This window comes from Chryseobacterium sp. CFS15 (assembly GCF_031118795.1).
GTDB classification, from domain to species: domain Bacteria; phylum Bacteroidota; class Bacteroidia; order Flavobacteriales; family Weeksellaceae; genus Chryseobacterium; species Chryseobacterium indoltheticum.
Genome location: NZ_JAVHYL010000013.1, coordinates 18,918 through 36,173 on the forward strand (window position 1 = coordinate 18,918; position 17,256 = coordinate 36,173).

The following is a 17,256-nucleotide window of genomic DNA, read 5'->3' on the forward strand; positions in this document are numbered from 1 at the left end:
GTTTTAATAGATTTTTTCTAAAATAGGAATGAATTCACGTAAAAAATTCCTAAATTGAATTAAAGTCTTTTGATTTTAATAGTTTTTAATTTTGATTCTTATCTATCAACTAAAAAATTATTATCACTTTAAAATCAGGTATTATCATAACTTTTGTGACGTATTATTAATTTAAAATAAAAACTTATGCAAAACGAAACAGAAAACAATCCATATTACTCAAGAACAGATAAAGAGAAACTCAATGTTTCTAATGATGAATGGCGTAAAATTCTTTCGCCGGATCTGTATGCAATTGCAAGAGAAGCAGCAACAGAAAGACCTTTCACCGGAAAATATAACGAGTTTGATGAATTGGGAGAATACTATTGTGCGGTATGTGGAAATCATTTATTCAGATCTAATTCTAAATTTTCTAGCAGTTGTGGCTGGCCAAGTTTTTTTGAGGCCGATAAAAGTGGAGTAAGCTATAACCGCGATTCTTCCCATGGGATGGAACGAATTGAAGTAGTTTGTAAAAGATGCGATTCTCATTTGGGGCACGTTTTTAATGACGGACCGCCACCAACAGGTACAAGATATTGCATGAATTCTGTAAGTTTGGAGTTTGTTCCAGATTCTGAAAAATGATTATTGTGAGTTAAAGTTTCTTAAATTGCGTTAAACTTTTTTCATTTTAACTCATTGATAATTATGATTTTATAAATTTGTACCCGGAATTTTAATTTAACATAATATTGAATGAAAGGATTTTATAGCGTATTGGGCATTGTGTACATGGTAACCACTTCTTTTTATCTTTCTCCAAAAAACGAGAATGTAAAGAATGAAAATACCAGCACAAAAAAAATAGAAACTGCTGTTGAAATTAAATCTGAAAAAAGCAAAAATGAAATGAGTTCTTCCGAAGAACTTTACAATTCTATCTTATTCGACACTGATCATAAACTAAACTTTGATGTTTTCTCTAAGGCAATATTGGGTTTTAATAATCTTAAAAAAGCCGGAAAGCTTGATGAAAATGCACATTTATTGACTATCTGCGATTTTTCGATGTCATCAAACACCAAAAGACTTTGGGTAATCGATATGGACGAGAAAAAAGTTCTTTTCAATTCTCTGGTAGCTCACGGTAAAAATACAGGCGAAGAATTTGCAATGAATTTTTCTAATACCGAAAGTTCTTACCAAAGCAGTCTTGGTTTTTATGTTACAGATGCTACTTATGAAGGCGGAAATGGATATTCACTGAAGCTTCTGGGCATGGATAAAGGGTATAATGATGCCGCTTTGCAAAGAGCCGTCGTGATGCATGGAGCAGATTATGTAAGTGAAGAGTTTGCTGCAACGCACAAAAGAATAGGAAGAAGCTGGGGTTGTCCTGCAATTCCGAGAGATTTAACAAAACCGATTATCAATACAATAAAGGGAAAAAATTGTCTTTTTATTTATTATCCCGATCAGAACTATCTTTCTTCATCTGAATGGTTGAAAGAAGCTTAAAACAAAAAACCGCCTCACAACTGAGGCGGTTTTTTTTGTTTCAATTTAATAATTTTAAATAATTAGCTAAACCGAATTTAAACATTTATGACAAAGTAAGATCTTAAACTCAACTAAATCTTAATGGTTTAGATTAAGTCTATGAAAATTTCTTAAACACCAAAGTAGCATTATGTCCTCCAAAACCGAAGGCATTGCTTAATGCAAATTGAATATTCTTTTCTTTTGCTTCACCAAAAATAATATTTACATCTTTTGGAATATTTTCATCGATCTTATGAAGATTGATCGTTGGCGGGATGATTCCTTTTTCGATCGCTTTAATTGAAAGAATAGCTTCTGCAGCACCTGCAGCTCCCAACAAGTGACCTGTCATCGATTTGGTCGCACTTACGTCAAGATTTTTACTTCCTTTAAATAATTTGCTTATTCCTTTTAATTCTACCAAATCTCCAAGTGGAGTAGAGGTTGCATGAGGATTTAGGTAATCAATATCTTCAACGTTTGCTCCGGCTTCTTTTAATGCCAATTCCATTGCTTTTATGGCTCCAACTCCATCCGGATGCGGTGCCGTCATATGATATGCATCGGCAGTCATCGCGGCTCCTACCAACTCTGCATAGATTTTTGCGCCTCTTGCTTTTGCATGTTCGTATTCTTCCAAAACCAAAGCTCCGGCTCCTTCACCCATTACAAAACCGTCCCGGCTTTCATCGTAAGGGCGGCTTGCTGTAGCAAAATCATCATTTCTTGTAGACATTGCTTTCATTACAGAAAACCCACCAACTGAAGCGGGCGTAATTGCTGCTTCCGAGCCACCGCTGATAATTACTTTGGCTTTTCCTAAACGGATATAGTTGAACGCATCCATCAAGGCGGTATTTCCTGTTGCGCAAGCTGAAATCGTTGTATAATTAATTCCCTGAAGACCAAACTTCATAGAAATCATTCCTGAAGCCATATTGGCGATAAATTTAGGGACGAAAAATGGGTTGAATCTAGGATTTTGATCTGTTGCTGCAAAATTCATGACTTCACTTTCAAAGGTCCACATTCCGCCTTGTCCGGTTCCCCAGATTACTCCGGTGTCAAACGGATCCATTTTTTCAAGTTCAAGCCCTGAATCGTTTATCGCTTCTGCGGATGAATACATTGCGTATTGTGAAAACAGGTCGCTTCTTTTTATTTCGTTGTGGTTTAAATATACCTTTGGGTCAAAGTTTTTTACTTCACATGCAAAATGTACTTTAAATTTTTTGGTATCGAAATGAGTGATTTTATTTGCTCCACTCACCCCATTGATGCTGTTTTGCCAGAATTCTTCAACATTGTTTCCTAAAGGCGTTACTGCGCCCAATCCTGTAATGACAACTCTTTTCATAGGTGGCTGTATATATTTTTAAGTCATTAAAATCAAAATTTTTACTGTTTTTACTTATCAAAGATATTCAGTAACGGTGATTTTATATTTAGTTATTAATTTTGAATAAATTGGAGGTTCCTCTTGCGATGAGTCTTGTTTTGTCTGCATTCCAAATCTCACATTGTGCATTCACAAACTGCTTTCCTCTTTTGATGATCTTCGTTTCCGCGACAATTTTATCATTTTCTTTTGCCGTTGAAAAATAATCAATGCTGTTATTTACGGTTACAATAAAGTTTTTTTCGTTTAACGAGAACATCGTTGCCCCAATAATGTCATCTATAATTGCTGCCGTTACGCCGCCATGCATATTTCCCATCGGGTTTAGCCATTCTTCTCTTACGGTATACTGAAATTCAATTTGACCTTCTTCAGCCGATACGACCACCGGATTCAACCATCTCATAAAAGGAGAGGGTGATGCGGTAAATTCTTTTCCGACAAATGATTTTAATGCCTGCAGTTTATCCATACCATTTATATTATAAAGGATTTTTTTTAATTTCTTTGTTGATGAGTAATAGAATTCTATCTAAAGCAAGATTTAAGTGTTTCTCATCTTTTGTTGTTTTAGAAAGCAAAATTCCGCCTTCAATAAGGATGATGAAAAGAGAAGCATATTGCTCGGGATCTATTTCCTGAATGAATTCATTATTAACCTGTCCGGTCTTGATGATTTTCGAAATGGTTTTTGTCCAGTCTTCAAAAGATAATTTTACCTGATTGTTTAATGCAGGAAAAGTATCGTCAGATTCTGTTGCAGCATTCATCAATGGGCAACCGCCATGTAGAAACACCAATTGCCAGTTTTTTCTGTAGAAAGACACGAAAGCATACAGTTTATCAGACATTGTAGGAAACTCTTCGCTGAATGATCTCATCAAACTTTTTTTCAGAATTCCCGAATTGTATTTGTAAACCTCAAGAGATACTTCGTCTTTGTTTTCAAAATTTCCGTAGATACTGCCTTTCGTGAGGCCGGTTGCTTCTGTAATATCAGACAAAGACGTAGCGGTATAACCTTTGGTATTAAACAAAGTGGCCGTTTTCTCAATAATGAATTGTTTTGTCTTTTCTGCTTTTGACATCTTCAATAATCAACATACAAATATACATAAATATACCGATTGGTATATTTTTTATTTTTAAATTAAATATATTGTTGATTATTCTTGATTTTAAGCTAAAATAATTTGAATTAAATTTAAAAATAAAAAAACGGGCTTTAACCCGTTTCTATTGATGCTGTAATTAAGTTTTATCGTATGCTTAGTTTGCTAAAGTAGCATTCAAGCTAATCTCAAAACTGAAAGCCTGGCTTACAGGACAACCTTCTTCAGCAATCTTCGCATATTTTTGAAAATCTTCTTCAGAGATTCCAGGGATTTTAGCGGTTAATGTCAATTCAGATTTAGTGATTTTTCCAGCTGCAGGATCTAGCGTGATTACTGATTTTGTGGTAAGCTCTTCAGGAGTGAAGCCTGCTTGAGTCAATTCTGCGCTTAGTTTCATGGTGAAACATCCTGCGTGAGCTGCAGCCAATAACTCTTCAGGATTGGTTCCGACCCCATCTTCGAAACGGCTTCCGAAAGAATATTGAGTTTGGTTTAAAGTTGTGCTTTGTGTTGTTAAGTGCCCTTTCCCTTCTTTTACGGTGCCGTTCCAAACGGCTGTTGCATTACGTTTCATATTGAATATTTGATTTTTAAATTTAAAATTAAAGATACAAAAAAGCATGATTTGATAATCATTAAATTATCGAAACCATGCCTTTTTTATTTGTGAATTTGAAAATGAGTTAATTTGAAAATTATTCAAATCTCTCAATCTCAATCTTAAAATGTTACGTCAAAACCAACATAAAAATTAGCTTTCATAATTGGAGCGTAAACCATTCCGCCATCAAAATAGTTTCCGAAAGGATTTCTAAAATCCATAATCGCATTTTTTTGATGATAAGAAGTTAGGTTTTCTCCACCCAAATAAGCTCTTAATTTTTTATTGAAATTTCTAGAAACCTGTGCATTCAAAACTGCATAAGATTCAGAATACATAGGTAATTGAAATTCTGCAGGGTTAGTTGAAGTATTGGGAAGTCTTTGTTTTCCAACCCAATTCAATGTTGTATCAAAACTCCAGAATCCTTCGTTTTTATTTTTGTTGGTAGCATAAGCAAGGTTCACAAAACCTCTGTGTTTTGCCATGAAAGGAACTTCACGTCTTCCATCCAAATAATCTGCCTGAACATCATAATATTTGTAAGCCAATCTTACATCAAAATTTTTGAAAGGAGTAAAATCCCACTGCGTTTGGAATGAGTTGGCAAAAGATTTTCCATCAAGATTATAAAACGTTAATTGCTGAGGTGAGCGGTCAAGATCTACCAAAACCTGATCCTGGAAGTCTGTTCTGAAAAAGTCTGCAACAATAGTTGATTTTTTACCAAAAATTTTAAATTCCTGCTGTAAGCTCACGCCATAATTCCAAGCAATTTCTGGTCTTAAACCATAAATGTCTCCACCGTTTTGTAAAATCTGAATGTTTCTGTTGGATGCAAAATACTGTTGACTTTCTGCAAAAACATTAGCTGTTCTGAAACCTCTTCCTGCAGAAATTCTAAAAATAGTTTGCGGAGTAAAGTCATATTTAAAATTCAATCTCGGTGTGAACTGTGTTCCTGCCAAGTTGTGAAAGTCTGCTCTTGCTCCTGCAACCAAAGTATATTTTAAGCCTGTTAAAGTATATTCAGCAAAAATTCCCGGAACAATTTCGTTTCTTTTAAAGTTATCAACTAAATAATTTTCTTCATAACCATCGTATAAGAAACTCGCTCCAGCTTTATATTTATGATTGGTATTTCCTAAAATACTTTCAAAAATCAAATTAGAATAATAAGTGTGTTGCTGTCCTGAATAATTTCTCAAACCGAAAAAGCTGTCTTGTTGATGATACACATATTGATTCATCCAGCCTAAGCTTTGATAAGGTTTTCCTTTAAAAACATAACCCGTTTTGTTCCAAACCTGAAATCTTGAAATGTCAATTCCAACACCGTAAAGTGACTGCTCACTTTGAGGAAGTTTTTTATCAAATCCTATTTGTCCTGCAGTTCTTTCATCTTTTATAAAATTAATTCCGAAATGTGATCCAAAACCTGAACGCTCCAAATCATTATAATTCAATAGATAAGCCGCATTGATCTGTGTTCCTTTTGGACGGTCAAGAAAATTGTCGTCATTCATATCGGTGTCTCCGAAAGTTCCGTTTCCGTGAAGGAGAAAAGTTTGCGACCATTTATCATTAATCGCCGCTACGTGCGTAACGTTTGCTTCAGCTCTTCCGTTGAAATCAGCAAAAAGGTTTAATGAGGTTTCAGGTGTTTTAGAATTCTTAATAAGCTCTGTGTTGATTTGTCCTGTAATACTTTCATAACCGTTTGTTACAGTACTTCCTCCTTTTGTCAGCTGAATACTTTCGATCCATCTTCCGGGAATAAAATTTAATCCATAAGCGGAAGCCAAACCTCTGATTTCCGGTAATAATTCTTTCGTTAAGCTTGTGTATTTTTGATCTAAACCTAACATTTTAAGCTGTTTAGTTCCTGTAACAGCATTGCTGAAAGAAACATCAACAGTTGCGTTGGTTTCAAAGCTTTCAGATAAATTACAACATGCTGCTTTTAAAAGTTCTTTAGAATCGATATTAAAAACCAAACCAGCTTCTTTTTTACTGATAGAAGTTGCTGCTTTTGATGCTGTAATCGTTACCCCTTCAATGCTTTTTTCACCAGTTGAATGAGAATTGTGGTTAGAAGCTTCTGTATTGGCTTGTCTTTCTGCAAATTCCTTTTCTGTTTCGTTAGAATGAACTTTTTCGTTTTTTTCTCCAAACTCGATATCACGGTCGTAAAGACAACATCCCGGAAGCTGCTTGTACACATCATCCGTTGTTTTATACTTTTCATTATCATGACCTACTTCTGCAATTTTTTTAAGAATTTGATCGGCAGATGTTTTAGATGAGTCAAAGTTTAACGTTACTGTTTGCTTTTCAGCGCTCCATTCTGCAGAGTTTGCTCCGGCAGATTTTGCTGCTTTTTCTATTCGGGCTTTACAAGATTCGCAATTTCCTTTCACAAAAAATTCATTTTCACCTTTAGAGTGATTGTGATTTTCTATGTTTGAGTTTTCTGTTTTTAAATCTCTGTCGTAATGGCAACATCCCGGAAGTTTTTCATAAGTTTCATCAGAAGCTTTGAATTTTTCGTTGTCGTGACCGGCTTCTGCAACTTTTTTTAGAATGTCTTCAGGTGAAACTTTTTCTGACATTTCTAGTGTAAGAGTTTGTAGGTCTATAGAATATCGAGCAGATTGTGCGCCTGCTTTTTTTGCTGTTGTTTCTATTCTTTCTTTACACATCTCACAGTTTCCTTTTACCTTAAACTGGCTTTTAGAAAGATTTTGAGCTGAAATGAAGGTTGTAAATAATAAGAATGCGCCAAGAATTACCTTGGTAAAATATAATTTCATTTTGTTTAAAATTTAGATTAATTGAATTAATGTAATGTTTTAACAATGCTATAGCGTAACAATCATGGTAGATTGGTAAACTGATACATCGTTAAATTAATTTTAATTAACCTAGTTTAGGCGGTTGCCAGATTTCTTTTAAACCGTTTGAAATATAAGGATCAGCATACTGAACCTGAATTTTTGAGATTGTTTTGAACGTAGGAATTCCCCAAGTATTGTTTTTCGCAAAATTATTTTCTACGAATGTATTGCAGGTCATGCAAGACGAACAACAATCATCATTACATGATTTATGGTTGTTTTTACTGTCTTTAGAATTATGGTTGTCATGGCTTTTTTCACAACACGACATTTTAGATTCAGATTTGCAACAATTTTCCTTTGAAGCCTTAGCATAAAAATTATCTTTAGGAATTAAAAAAATTCCCAAATAAAAGATAATTAATAATAGCTGAATCGGTTTCACAGTGCAAATCTAAGAAAAATAATTAAAGTGGAGCACCAACTTGTTTTGCACAGTCATGCCAAGGTTGACCATGAGCAGGATTATTCTTTGGCTTTGGGCCTGTATTGGCAACTGCAGCTTGTGGGGCTTGAACTTGCTGTGGAGCCTGCATAGGAGTACTATTCGTTTGAACAGCAGGTGATGCCGGTTTACTGTTTAAAGGTTGTCCAACCGGAATTTCGCATCTGTGACCAGGTTCTCCGTGTGGAGGATTCATTCCCGGAGCAGTTTTCACGGGTTGACCATTTTGATTTGGTGTTATTTTCGTTGGATTTGCAGCATTTGGATCAATTTGAACCGTATTGTTACCATTCACCTGAATATTTTGAGAAGCAGTATTTTGCGCTGCTGGAGCGCCATTCAAAGGCTGTCCAACTGGGATATCACATCTGTGACCTGGCTGCCCATGTGGAGGATTCATTCCTGATGCGGTAACCATTGTCGCACCCGTTGACGTTTTTATTCCTGCCTGATCGATTAGAGAAGGTTTCGGAGCTGTGTTCATAGCAGTATTAGGTTGCTGATTTCCGCTGCTGTCTTGTAAATATGTTGGTTTTTCGTCTTTTTTACATGAAACTGCAACAAGCGAAGTTGCTAAAAGTCCAAAAAGTAGATTTTTCATAAATAGATTTTATTTCTTGGCAATAATGATTTGTTTTGCCTTTACTTTTATTAAAAGTTTAGAATTTAGCATCAAAAATTGCCTTGAAAAACAAAATTAGCAAAACATTTTGAATTGTTTTGCTAATTTTAATTTTATGTCGCTATTTTAACGTTCGTTTAGTTCTTAACCAAAAGTCTGAAACCTTCACCGTGTACGTTGATGATTTCTAAACCTTCATCGTCTTTCAGAAGTTTTCTAAGTTTAGCAATATAAACATCCATACTTCTTGCTGTAAAATAGTTTTCTTTTTTCCAGATTTTTCTTAATGCTAAATCTCTAGGCATAAAGTCGTTTCTGTGAAGACAAAGCAATTTTAAAAGTTCATTTTCTTTAGGTGAAAGCTTGTATTCGTTATCACCCACTCTCAATTGTCTCAGCATAGAATCAAAGAAAATATTGCTGATTTTAAACTGTTCCTGTTCTTCGTTTTCCAAAGTAGAACTTCTCTGAAGAATAGCTTTAATTTTATATAAAAGCAATTCGGTATCAAATGGTTTTGTGATATAATCATCTGCTCCCAACTGATATCCTTTCAAAATATCTTCTCTCATATTTCTGGCAGTCAAAAATATGATTGGTGTATTTTTATCGATTTTTTTTACATCTTCAGCTAATGAAAAACCGTCTTTTTTCGGCATCATTACGTCAAAAATACAGATGTCAAATTCGCTCTCTGTAAACTCTTTCAATCCCTGTTCTCCATCTACGGCAAGGGTAACTTCAAAATTGTTTATCGTAAGATAATCTTTCAGTACCGCCCCGAAACTCTGATCGTCTTCTACTAATAATATCCTGTTGCTCATATGTTTTATATTTTCTTATTTGTTTAAAATTATTTTTATGCCATCGGAAGTTTGATGATAAATTTACTTCCCAGCTCTTTTTCTGATTCTACAATGATTACTCCTTTATGAAGTTCAACTATTTTTTTAACGTAAGAAAGTCCTAACCCTTGTCCTTTTACATTATGAATGTTTCCGGTTTCTTCTCTGAAGAATTTTTCGAAAATTTTAGTCTTGTTTTGGGTTTCCATGCCCATTCCTTTATCTGAAATTTCTAAAACGTACCAAATACCTTCATTATGGGTTTTAATACTGATTTCAGGTGGTTCCGGTGAATATTTATTGGCATTATCCAAAAGATTGACCAGCATATTTGAGATATGAAACTCATCAATTCTAAAAGTATAATGAGTAGCATTAAACTCCTGAATAAGCTTTCCGTTTCTCTGCTGAATAATCAGATTAAATGATTCTGTGGTTTTCTTAATCAATTCTCTTACGTTGGTTTCTCTTAAGAATAATTTCACTTCATTTCGTTCCAGTTTAGACATATTCAGAACGTTTTCTACCTGCTTTTTCATCCTGAGATTTTCCTGCTTAATAAGGTTTGAATAATATTTTACCTTATCAGGATTCGTTGCAATTTTGTCATTGGCCAAAGAATCTGTCGCTACGGAAATTGTTGCAAGCGGCGTTTTAAATTCGTGCGACATATTGTTGATGAAATCAGTCTTCACTTCTGCCAGTTTTTTCTGTCTCATCATATAATTAATAGAAATAATGTAAATTCCTAAAATAGTCAATAATGAAAGAAAAGTTCCCAAAAGCATTGGCCAGTTATTCATCGCCAAAGAGTATTCTTTTTTAGGGAAAACCAAAGCTAATGTATATAAAGTACGGTCTTTTGTGTCTGTAAATAAAGGATATGAATAAGAATTATCGTCTTTTTTCTCTTTAAAGATTTTATTGACAATATTAGTTAGCTTATTATTTTTGTCTGAAACTCCGTATCCGAAATCAGCGGTAATTCCTTTCATTCTAAGCTCTTTGGTAATGACAGAATCTAGAATTTTAGGATCAACTCTTTTGCTGATTGGGATATTTCCGTTTACCTTTAAGAATTCTTTAAAATTATAATCACCACTTGCAATATCCTGGTTGATTTCTGAAGTCAACAGTTCACGCTGTGATGTATCTCTTTTAACTGTATATGCTGCATCATCGGTGTACATTTTTGTAAGAAGAAGTGAATCTCCTCTTTTTGGAAGTGGAAGTTGCTGAGTCTCGATAATATTTCTGTAATAAATAATCGATTTCTTAGTTCCCGAATCCTGAGTTTGCTGAATCGTTGTAAGAGACGGCTTTTTGCTGTTTGCTTTTACATTATCTCGTAAATTTGCATAATTCTCATTAAAAAGCTTATCTACTTCAATTTCTGCTATGTTTTTTGAAGTATTTTCTAAAGCGGAATAAACTTTGTTAGAAAATTCTTGTTCCAATGCCACATAGTAATTTTTGAGCCAATAAAACTGCAGCGTGACAAATACGATCAGAGAAATTGTCATAAAAACCGAGATTATCGGGATGAATTTGTTATTCATTACATTGGATAATTAAAATTGTGAATGTTAAAATTAATCATTTTAAGATTTAGTAAACAAAAAATGCGCCAAAATATTGTTTATTTTTTCTTAAAAAACAGTATTTTAACATTTTATTATAAACTTAAGCCAGATTTCTTAAAGAAACTTGTGATAATTTTTTAACCAAACCAAAATAACTATGAGCTCAACAATTGTTTTTAATCAGGATTTTCGCGCAAAAAGTATTTATGTGATGAAAATCTATCATGCAAAATCCGCAGAAGTGTGGGATTATTTTACGAAACCCGAACTCCTCGACCAGTGGTGGGCACCAAAACCGTGGGTGTGTGAAACTGATACTTTAAATTTTGAAGAAGGTGGCGTATGGCTGTACTCTATGAACGGACCAGAAGGCGAGAAGATATTTTCGCTTGTAAAATATGGAGAAATCAATGAGCATAGAAGTTTCGATGGGGTTGATGCTTTCTGTGATGCGGATGGAAATGTAGATATGAAATTTCCACAGACTCAATGGCTGATTGGTTTTACGGGAACTGAAGAAGGTACAAAAGTTTCGGTCAATATACATTTTCAATCAGAAGATGATATGAAAAAACAATTGGAAATGGGTTTTGAAGAAGGTTTTAAAATGGGTCTGAATCAGTTGGAAGATATCTTTAATAATCTAAAAGTTGAATAAATGATTGTATTCTTTATCAGATAAATTAACCCAAAAATAAAAAATGGAAAGTAAATTACTCTCCATTTTTTTTATCTATTATTGATTAATTTAAATCAATTCTTCATCCTGAAAATACTGAATGATCGCTTTTTTCATCAGGATTTGTTGCTCGTTCGGTTTGAGCTCCGGAAGTTTTTCCGTTTCCTCGAAATGAGGATAACCGTCGTCGTCGTAATGTGAAAATTTAAAATATCCGAATGGTTCCAATAAACGGCAAACTGCGATGTGAAGTATATTCAGCTTGTCGTCTTTGGTATATTTCTGCTGCCCGCTCCCCAATTCCTGAATGCCTATTAAGAATAAATAAGTTTCAATAGGAGCGTTTTTTTCAGTATCAAAATTTTCAATGAAAAATTGTTCTATTTTTTGCCAAATTTCACTTTCTGTCATAATATATAAATGATAAATAATAGTTGATCAATGATAAAGATTATTCCTTTAGCATTTTACGATAGGAAGAAGTAGTTTTTAGAACTTCCTCTGTTTTGATTTTTAAATCTAATAAGATTTCTCTTTGAACATAGTCTAATTCTTCAAGCATTTCAAGCCAAAATAAAGTTTCGTCGGTTTCTTCAATCACGATAGATAATTTTGAATAGCGTTCAGCTTTTGATCTTGCTCTGCACATTGCTCTATAATTTGCAGCCATTGATGTAGATGATCTATATACTTGCTTTCTTATTACAGAAAAGGCTTCATTATAAGGAAGTTGTGAAAATTCCTTAATAATACTTATCGCAATTTGTTTTGTTTTTGTTGCGAAAACCTTATTGTAATCTAGATTATCCATCATTTATAAATTATCGCTTACCATCTATCTTTAAAAGGAATGCGTATTCCAATGCGTCTTCCTTTAATGATTCAAATCTTCCGCTTGCGCCGCCGTGTCCTGAGCTCATGTCAGTCTTGAAAATCAGAATATTATTATCCGTTTTTAATTCTCTCAGTTTTGCGGTCCATTTTGCGGGCTCCCAATATTGTACCTGAGAATCGTGAAAACCAGTTGTAATTAATGTATGTGGATAATCTTTTGCCTCTACATTATCGTATGGTGAATATTCTTTCATGTAATGATAATACTCTTCGTCATTAGGATTTCCCCATTCATCATATTCTCCCGTTGTTAAAGGAATGGTTTCGTCCAGCATTGTTGAAACTACGTCTACAAAAGGAACTTGTGCTACAATTCCGTTGAATAGAGTAGGTTCGTAATTCATCACGGCTCCCACCAATAATCCGCCTGCGCTTCCGCCCATTGCGTACAAATGCTTTGAAGAGGTATAGTTTTCCTGAATTAAATATTTTCCGGCATCAATAAAATCAAAGAACGTATTTTTCTTAAACAACATTTTTCCGTCTTCATACCATTCTCTTCCCAGATATTCGCCGCCTCGGATGTGAGCAATTGCATAAATAAATCCGCGGTCTAAAATTGATAATCTTACATTAGAAAAACTTGCATCGACGGTGTGGCCATAACTTCCGTACCCATATAAAAGAAGCGGAGTGTCTGCAGATTTTTTCGTGTCTTTGTGATAAACTAAAGAAATAGGTATTTTTTCTTCTCCATCTCTAGAATCTGCCCAGATTCTTTCAGAAATATAATTTTCAGGTAAAAATTTCCCGCCCAAAACTTCCTGTTGCTTCAGTAGTTTGGTGGTTTTTTCTTTCATATTATATTCATATGTCGAGTTTGGCTGCGTCAAAGAAGTATATCCAAAGCGTAATATTTCGGTGTCAAATTCTAAATTGATGCTGATGTACGTCGTGTATGTGGGATCTGAAAATATCAAATAATAAGATTCCTGTGTTTTTTCTTCAATGATTTTGATCTGTAAAAGGCCCTTTTCTCTTTCCTCGAGAACAAGATAATCTTTAAAAATTTCAAAACCTTCCAATAAAACCTCGTCACGATGCGGAATGACATCTACCCAGAATTCCATGCCACAATTTTCTATTTTTGTTTTTACAATTTTAAAATTGGTAGCATCGTCAATATTGGTAATGATATAAAATTCATCTCCGTAATGTTCTACAGAATATTCCAGATCATCGATTCTTGGCTGAATAACTTTCCATTCTGCAAAAACATTGTCTGCAGGGATAAAATGATGCTCATCTGAAATGGTGCTCGAACTCGCCATGAAAATATATTCCATAGACTTTGTCTTAAAAACATTTACATCAAAAGTCTCATCTTCTTCATGGAAGATTAAAACATCTTCAGAAGTGTCGGTTCCCAATTTATGTCTGTACACTTTATATGCACGTAAGCTTTCATCTTTTATAATGTAGAAAACGTGTTGGTTATCATTTGCCCAAACCGCCTTTCCCGTGGTGTTTTCAATGGTGTCAGAAATAATCTCGCCGGTTTTTAAATCTTTAAAATTTAAAGTATAGATTCTTCTTCCTACATTGTCTGATGAGAATGAGGCTAACTCGTTATTGGGGCTTACTGCAACATTGGCTACTTCAAAAAACTCTTCTCCTTCTGCAAGAATATTGACGTCGAGAATGATCTCTTCTTCATTGTCTAGAGTTTTATATTTTCTGCAGAAAATCGGGTATTCTTTCCCTGCTTCATAACGTACCATATACCAATATTCATTAAAGAAATAAGGCAAAGATTCGTCATCTTTTTTATATCTGGCTTTCATTTCCTGATAAAGCTCCTCTTGAAACTCTTCAGAATCTTCCATTACAAAATTAGCGTAGGCGTTTTCTTCTTCAAGATATTGTATAACCTCAGGATTTTCTTTTTCATTCATCCAGAAATAATTGTCAATTCTTCTGTCGCCGTGTATTTCGAGTACCTTTTCTATTTTTTTTGCCGTGGGAGCTTTCATTAATATTAATTCTTGTTCAAATTTAATTAAAAAAAAACCATCTTTTCCTTATATCGAAAAGACGGCTGTTTTGTATCAAATACTTTAAAACTATTTGTGCAGGCTTTTGATATATTTTTCAAGCGCCATAGTCATAGATGGTGTTTCTTTTGTGGGAGCCATAAGATCTATTTTTAAACCTGCATCTTCTGCCGCAGCTGAAGTAGTAGGTCCGAAAACGCCTATTTTTGTATCTTCCTGTTTAAAATCCGGGAAATTTTGTTGCAGAGATTTTATCCCTTGCGGGCTAAAGAAAATCAACATATCGTAATCTTGAATGTTGATATCCGTCAAATCACTGCATACCGTTCTGTACATGATTGCTCTTGTCCATTGGATGTTAGCCGCATCCAAAGTTTTTGGAATATCCGGGCTTAAAACATCTGAAGAAGGCAGCAGGTACTTCTCGGAAGGAAATTTTTTGAAAAGTGGCAAAAGATCCGCAAAGTTTTTTTCACCAAAACTGATCTTTCTTTTTCTGTACACAATGTGCTTCTGAAGGTAATTGGCAATCGCCTCAGACTGACAAATGTATCTCATTGTGTCTGGCACGGTAAACCTTAATTCTTCAGCAAGTCTGAAATAGTGGTCTATCGCATTTTTACTGGTAAAAATAATACCGGTATGCTGCGTAAGATCAATTTTTTGTGTTCTAAGTTCTTTGTTGTCTACTCCTTCGACGTGGATAAAAGGGCGGAAGTCAATCTTTATTTTTTCCTTCTTCGCAATTTCCAGATATGGAGAAGACTCACTAGGTGCTGGTTGAGAAACCAATATTGACTTTATTCTCATCATGTACTTTTATTAAATAAATAATAACTTCCAAAGCATCAACAGTGGTGCAATTTGGAGGGTGCAAATATACAAAAATTTATAATACCATTTTTGGGGTAAGATGTTGTTTCTGTGAAACAAATAGAAAAACACCTTGAAAATGAATACAAAAGAAAAAAAACTGATATAATAAATAAATGCGCTATTTCTGTCTATCGGGAAATAATAGTGGGTTACACATAAAATAATCAGTAAAACTGATAATATAAAGTGAAATTTGGTGGAGGTAAAATAAAAAATAGTCCATTTTTTGCCGTCACCTATCGCTTGATAAAATAAAAAACCCAATGCAGTTCTTATTAAATAAAAAAGCGAAATAATTACAATAGTATATCCTATTTTATTAAGCTGATATCCAAAAGGCTGAAAATCGGCAACATATTTCGGGATAATCGGGACATATTGAGAAATCAGAACGCTCAAACTTAAGGCTGTAACAATTGAAGTAATGATCCAGCTTGGAAGGTTGTTGCTAGAATCATAGTATTTCTGCAAAAGGAAATCTTTAAGATTGGCCTCACGCTCTACTATATTCATCATAAAGATGTATAAAAAAAGACAACCGATAAGGATAAAAACCACCCAATCATTATTTTCGGGTATTCTTACTTCGTTTTTAAAATTTAGTAATATAGGCAACGCAATATTTTTTGCAAAATTATCGATTATTTTGTTTAAAATAAAAAGCTTAAATAAACTATCTTTGCAAATTGAAATGAAAAAACTCGTCATAATTCCGACCTATAACGAAAAGGAGAATATAGAAAATATAATTTCCGCTGTTTTTGCATTGGAAGAAGGGTTTCACATCCTGGTGGTAGACGATTCTTCGCCAGATAAAACGGCCGACCTTGTAAAAGAACTTCAAAAAAAGTTTCCTCACACTCTTCATCTTTCTATAAGACATATAAAAGATGGCTTAGGGAAGGCATATATTCATGGTTTTAAATGGGCGCTTCAAAACAATTATGATTACATTTTTGAGATGGATGCCGATTTTTCTCATGACCCAAAAGATTTGCCAAAACTTTTTGAAGCCTGCAAAAATGCAGATATGGCAGTGGGTTCCCGTTATTCTAAAGGCGTAAATGTTGTCAACTGGCCAATGGGAAGAGTTTTACTTTCTTATTTCGCATCAAAATATGTGAGATTTATTTTAGGTCTTCCAATTCATGATACTACAGCAGGTTTTGTCTGTTTTTCAAGAAAAGTTTTAGACGAAATTGGTTTAGATAATGTAAGGTTGAAAGGGTATGGTTTTCAGATTGAAATGAAATTCAGAGCTTTCAAAAAAGGGTTTAAAATTGTTGAAGTTCCTATTATTTTTACCAATAGAATTTTGGGTGAAAGTAAAATGAATGGCGGAATCATCCATGAAGCCGTATTTGGTGTTTTAAATTTAAAGTGGAAATCAATAATCAACAGGTTATGAAAAAACTGATCTTCATTTTCGTTTTAATGTGTCTGTTTTCATGCAGTGAATATATAGATAAACCAAAAAATCTTATTGATAAAGATAAGATGTCAGAAATTATAGCTGATTTGGCGATTAACGATCAGGTTACCTATTTGTATCCGGGAAGTAATCTGGAAAGCGGGACAAGATTTATTTTAAAAAATCATCAAGTAAAAACCGAAGATTTTGTAGCAAGCTACCGATATTATATTGTTAAGCAGAAAATGACGGGGATTGTAGAAGATGCCCAGAAGATTATTTTAGAAAAAGATCCAAAGTCTGAAAAGATAATAAAAGGCGATACTAGATTAAAAGATATAGAATTGCCAAAATTAGAAAGACGATAA

The 17,256-nt window shown here is 34.0% G+C and carries 19 protein-coding genes; 5 read left to right on the plus strand and 14 right to left on the minus strand.

Going from position 1 to position 17,256, the window contains the following annotated elements; translation table 11 throughout:
* Positions 1–186 precede the first annotated feature (186 nt).
* Both msrB and OH814_RS17715 read left to right on the plus strand, forming a co-directional pair.
* A complete protein-coding gene (msrB, locus tag OH814_RS17710) occupies positions 187–630 on the plus strand; it encodes a peptide-methionine (R)-S-oxide reductase MsrB (protein ID WP_076557163.1) in 444 nt (147 codons plus the stop codon).
* Positions 631–741: 111 nt separating this feature from the next.
* Complete coding sequence (locus OH814_RS17715; RefSeq protein ID WP_201132659.1) at positions 742–1,503, plus strand: murein L,D-transpeptidase catalytic domain family protein; 762 nt, start codon at positions 742–744, stop codon at positions 1,501–1,503.
* Positions 1,504–1,642: 139 nt separating this feature from the next.
* Here the strand turns inward: OH814_RS17715 and fabF are convergent, their stop codons facing one another.
* The 9 genes from fabF to OH814_RS17760 form a co-directional block, all read right to left on the minus strand.
* Positions 1,643–2,884 (minus strand): beta-ketoacyl-ACP synthase II, encoded by a 1,242-nt coding sequence (gene fabF / locus OH814_RS17720; RefSeq protein ID WP_308829079.1) that lies wholly within the window; start codon positions 2,882–2,884, stop codon positions 1,643–1,645.
* Between the two features lie 88 nt (positions 2,885–2,972).
* Positions 2,973–3,398, minus strand: a complete 426-nt coding sequence (locus OH814_RS17725) for a PaaI family thioesterase (RefSeq protein WP_123886315.1) — start codon at positions 3,396–3,398, stop codon at positions 2,973–2,975.
* A 10-nt stretch (positions 3,399–3,408) separates the two neighbouring features.
* Entirely contained in the window at positions 3,409–4,014 is a 606-nt protein-coding gene (locus OH814_RS17730; protein ID WP_115620561.1) for a TetR/AcrR family transcriptional regulator, read from the minus strand.
* A 181-nt stretch (positions 4,015–4,195) separates the two neighbouring features.
* Positions 4,196–4,615 carry an OsmC family protein gene (locus OH814_RS17735; protein WP_076557172.1) on the minus strand — a complete coding sequence of 140 codons (420 nt, stop codon included), beginning with the start codon at positions 4,613–4,615 and terminating at the stop codon, positions 4,196–4,198.
* Positions 4,616–4,761: 146 nt separating this feature from the next.
* Positions 4,762–7,455 (minus strand): TonB-dependent receptor domain-containing protein, encoded by a 2,694-nt coding sequence (locus OH814_RS17740; RefSeq protein ID WP_308829080.1) that lies wholly within the window; start codon positions 7,453–7,455, stop codon positions 4,762–4,764.
* 106 nt (positions 7,456–7,561) lie between these two features.
* Entirely contained in the window at positions 7,562–7,888 is a 327-nt protein-coding gene (locus OH814_RS17745; protein ID WP_308829081.1) for a hypothetical protein, read from the minus strand.
* Between the two features lie 58 nt (positions 7,889–7,946).
* Positions 7,947–8,585 carry a hypothetical protein gene (locus OH814_RS17750; RefSeq protein ID WP_308829082.1) on the minus strand — a complete coding sequence of 213 codons (639 nt, stop codon included), beginning with the start codon at positions 8,583–8,585 and terminating at the stop codon, positions 7,947–7,949.
* Between the two features lie 158 nt (positions 8,586–8,743).
* Positions 8,744–9,430: a response regulator transcription factor gene (locus OH814_RS17755; protein WP_074230805.1), complete on the minus strand. Its 687-nt coding sequence runs from the start codon at positions 9,428–9,430 to the stop codon at positions 8,744–8,746.
* 35 nt (positions 9,431–9,465) lie between these two features.
* On the minus strand, positions 9,466–11,010 hold the full coding sequence (locus OH814_RS17760; protein WP_115620557.1) for a sensor histidine kinase KdpD: 1,545 nt from the start codon (positions 11,008–11,010) through the stop codon (positions 9,466–9,468).
* 181 nt (positions 11,011–11,191) lie between these two features.
* Between OH814_RS17760 and OH814_RS17765 the strand changes: the two genes are divergently transcribed.
* Positions 11,192–11,692, plus strand: a complete 501-nt coding sequence (locus tag OH814_RS17765) for an SRPBCC domain-containing protein (protein ID WP_279195610.1) — start codon at positions 11,192–11,194, stop codon at positions 11,690–11,692.
* Between the two features lie 90 nt (positions 11,693–11,782).
* On the opposite strand, the gene OH814_RS17770 is transcribed toward OH814_RS17765, so the two are convergent.
* The 5 genes from OH814_RS17770 to OH814_RS17790 all read right to left on the minus strand — a co-directional run bounded on the left by OH814_RS17770 (position 11,783) and on the right by OH814_RS17790 (position 16,092).
* Complete coding sequence (locus OH814_RS17770; RefSeq protein ID WP_066676445.1) at positions 11,783–12,124, minus strand: hypothetical protein; 342 nt, start codon at positions 12,122–12,124, stop codon at positions 11,783–11,785.
* Positions 12,125–12,164: 40 nt separating this feature from the next.
* Complete coding sequence (locus OH814_RS17775; RefSeq protein WP_308829083.1) at positions 12,165–12,524, minus strand: four helix bundle protein; 360 nt, start codon at positions 12,522–12,524, stop codon at positions 12,165–12,167.
* 10 nt (positions 12,525–12,534) lie between these two features.
* On the minus strand, positions 12,535–14,580 hold the full coding sequence (locus tag OH814_RS17780; protein ID WP_308829084.1) for a S9 family peptidase: 2,046 nt from the start codon (positions 14,578–14,580) through the stop codon (positions 12,535–12,537).
* A gap of 90 nt (positions 14,581–14,670) precedes the next feature.
* Entirely contained in the window at positions 14,671–15,411 is a 741-nt protein-coding gene (locus OH814_RS17785) for a uroporphyrinogen-III synthase (protein ID WP_076558022.1), read from the minus strand.
* Between the two features lie 12 nt (positions 15,412–15,423).
* Positions 15,424–16,092 carry a DUF4271 domain-containing protein gene (locus tag OH814_RS17790; protein ID WP_076558023.1) on the minus strand — a complete coding sequence of 223 codons (669 nt, stop codon included), beginning with the start codon at positions 16,090–16,092 and terminating at the stop codon, positions 15,424–15,426.
* Between the two features lie 76 nt (positions 16,093–16,168).
* Between OH814_RS17790 and OH814_RS17795 the strand changes: the two genes are divergently transcribed.
* Positions 16,169–16,885: a polyprenol monophosphomannose synthase gene (locus tag OH814_RS17795; protein ID WP_115620554.1), complete on the plus strand. Its 717-nt coding sequence runs from the start codon at positions 16,169–16,171 to the stop codon at positions 16,883–16,885.
* On the plus strand, positions 16,882–17,256 hold the full coding sequence (locus tag OH814_RS17800; RefSeq protein ID WP_123886307.1) for a DUF4296 domain-containing protein: 375 nt from the start codon (positions 16,882–16,884) through the stop codon (positions 17,254–17,256). The genes OH814_RS17795 and OH814_RS17800 overlap by 4 nt, the downstream gene beginning before the upstream one ends.

Excerpts from the sequence above, each read along its gene's own strand:
- msrB (WP_076557163.1), top strand. The coding sequence starts at position 187 with ATGCAAAACGAAACAGAAAACAATCCATATTACTCAAGAACAGATAAA.
- OH814_RS17715 (WP_201132659.1), top strand. The coding sequence starts at position 742 with ATGAAAGGATTTTATAGCGTATTGGGCATTGTGTACATGGTAACCACT.
- fabF (WP_308829079.1), bottom strand. The coding sequence starts at position 2,884 with ATGAAAAGAGTTGTCATTACAGGATTGGGCGCAGTAACGCCTTTAGGA.
- OH814_RS17725 (WP_123886315.1), bottom strand. The coding sequence starts at position 3,398 with ATGGATAAACTGCAGGCATTAAAATCATTTGTCGGAAAAGAATTTACC.
- OH814_RS17730 (WP_115620561.1), bottom strand. The coding sequence starts at position 4,014 with ATGTCAAAAGCAGAAAAGACAAAACAATTCATTATTGAGAAAACGGCC.
- OH814_RS17735 (WP_076557172.1), bottom strand. The coding sequence starts at position 4,615 with ATGAAACGTAATGCAACAGCCGTTTGGAACGGCACCGTAAAAGAAGGG.
- OH814_RS17740 (WP_308829080.1), bottom strand. The coding sequence starts at position 7,455 with ATGAAATTATATTTTACCAAGGTAATTCTTGGCGCATTCTTATTATTT.
- OH814_RS17750 (WP_308829082.1), bottom strand. The coding sequence starts at position 8,585 with ATGAAAAATCTACTTTTTGGACTTTTAGCAACTTCGCTTGTTGCAGTT.
- OH814_RS17755 (WP_074230805.1), bottom strand. The coding sequence starts at position 9,430 with ATGAGCAACAGGATATTATTAGTAGAAGACGATCAGAGTTTCGGGGCG.
- OH814_RS17760 (WP_115620557.1), bottom strand. The coding sequence starts at position 11,010 with ATGAATAACAAATTCATCCCGATAATCTCGGTTTTTATGACAATTTCT.
- OH814_RS17765 (WP_279195610.1), top strand. The coding sequence starts at position 11,192 with ATGAGCTCAACAATTGTTTTTAATCAGGATTTTCGCGCAAAAAGTATT.
- OH814_RS17770 (WP_066676445.1), bottom strand. The coding sequence starts at position 12,124 with ATGACAGAAAGTGAAATTTGGCAAAAAATAGAACAATTTTTCATTGAA.
- OH814_RS17775 (WP_308829083.1), bottom strand. The coding sequence starts at position 12,524 with ATGGATAATCTAGATTACAATAAGGTTTTCGCAACAAAAACAAAACAA.
- OH814_RS17780 (WP_308829084.1), bottom strand. The coding sequence starts at position 14,580 with ATGAAAGCTCCCACGGCAAAAAAAATAGAAAAGGTACTCGAAATACAC.
- OH814_RS17785 (WP_076558022.1), bottom strand. The coding sequence starts at position 15,411 with ATGAGAATAAAGTCAATATTGGTTTCTCAACCAGCACCTAGTGAGTCT.
- OH814_RS17795 (WP_115620554.1), top strand. The coding sequence starts at position 16,169 with ATGAAAAAACTCGTCATAATTCCGACCTATAACGAAAAGGAGAATATA.
- OH814_RS17800 (WP_123886307.1), top strand. The coding sequence starts at position 16,882 with ATGAAAAAACTGATCTTCATTTTCGTTTTAATGTGTCTGTTTTCATGC.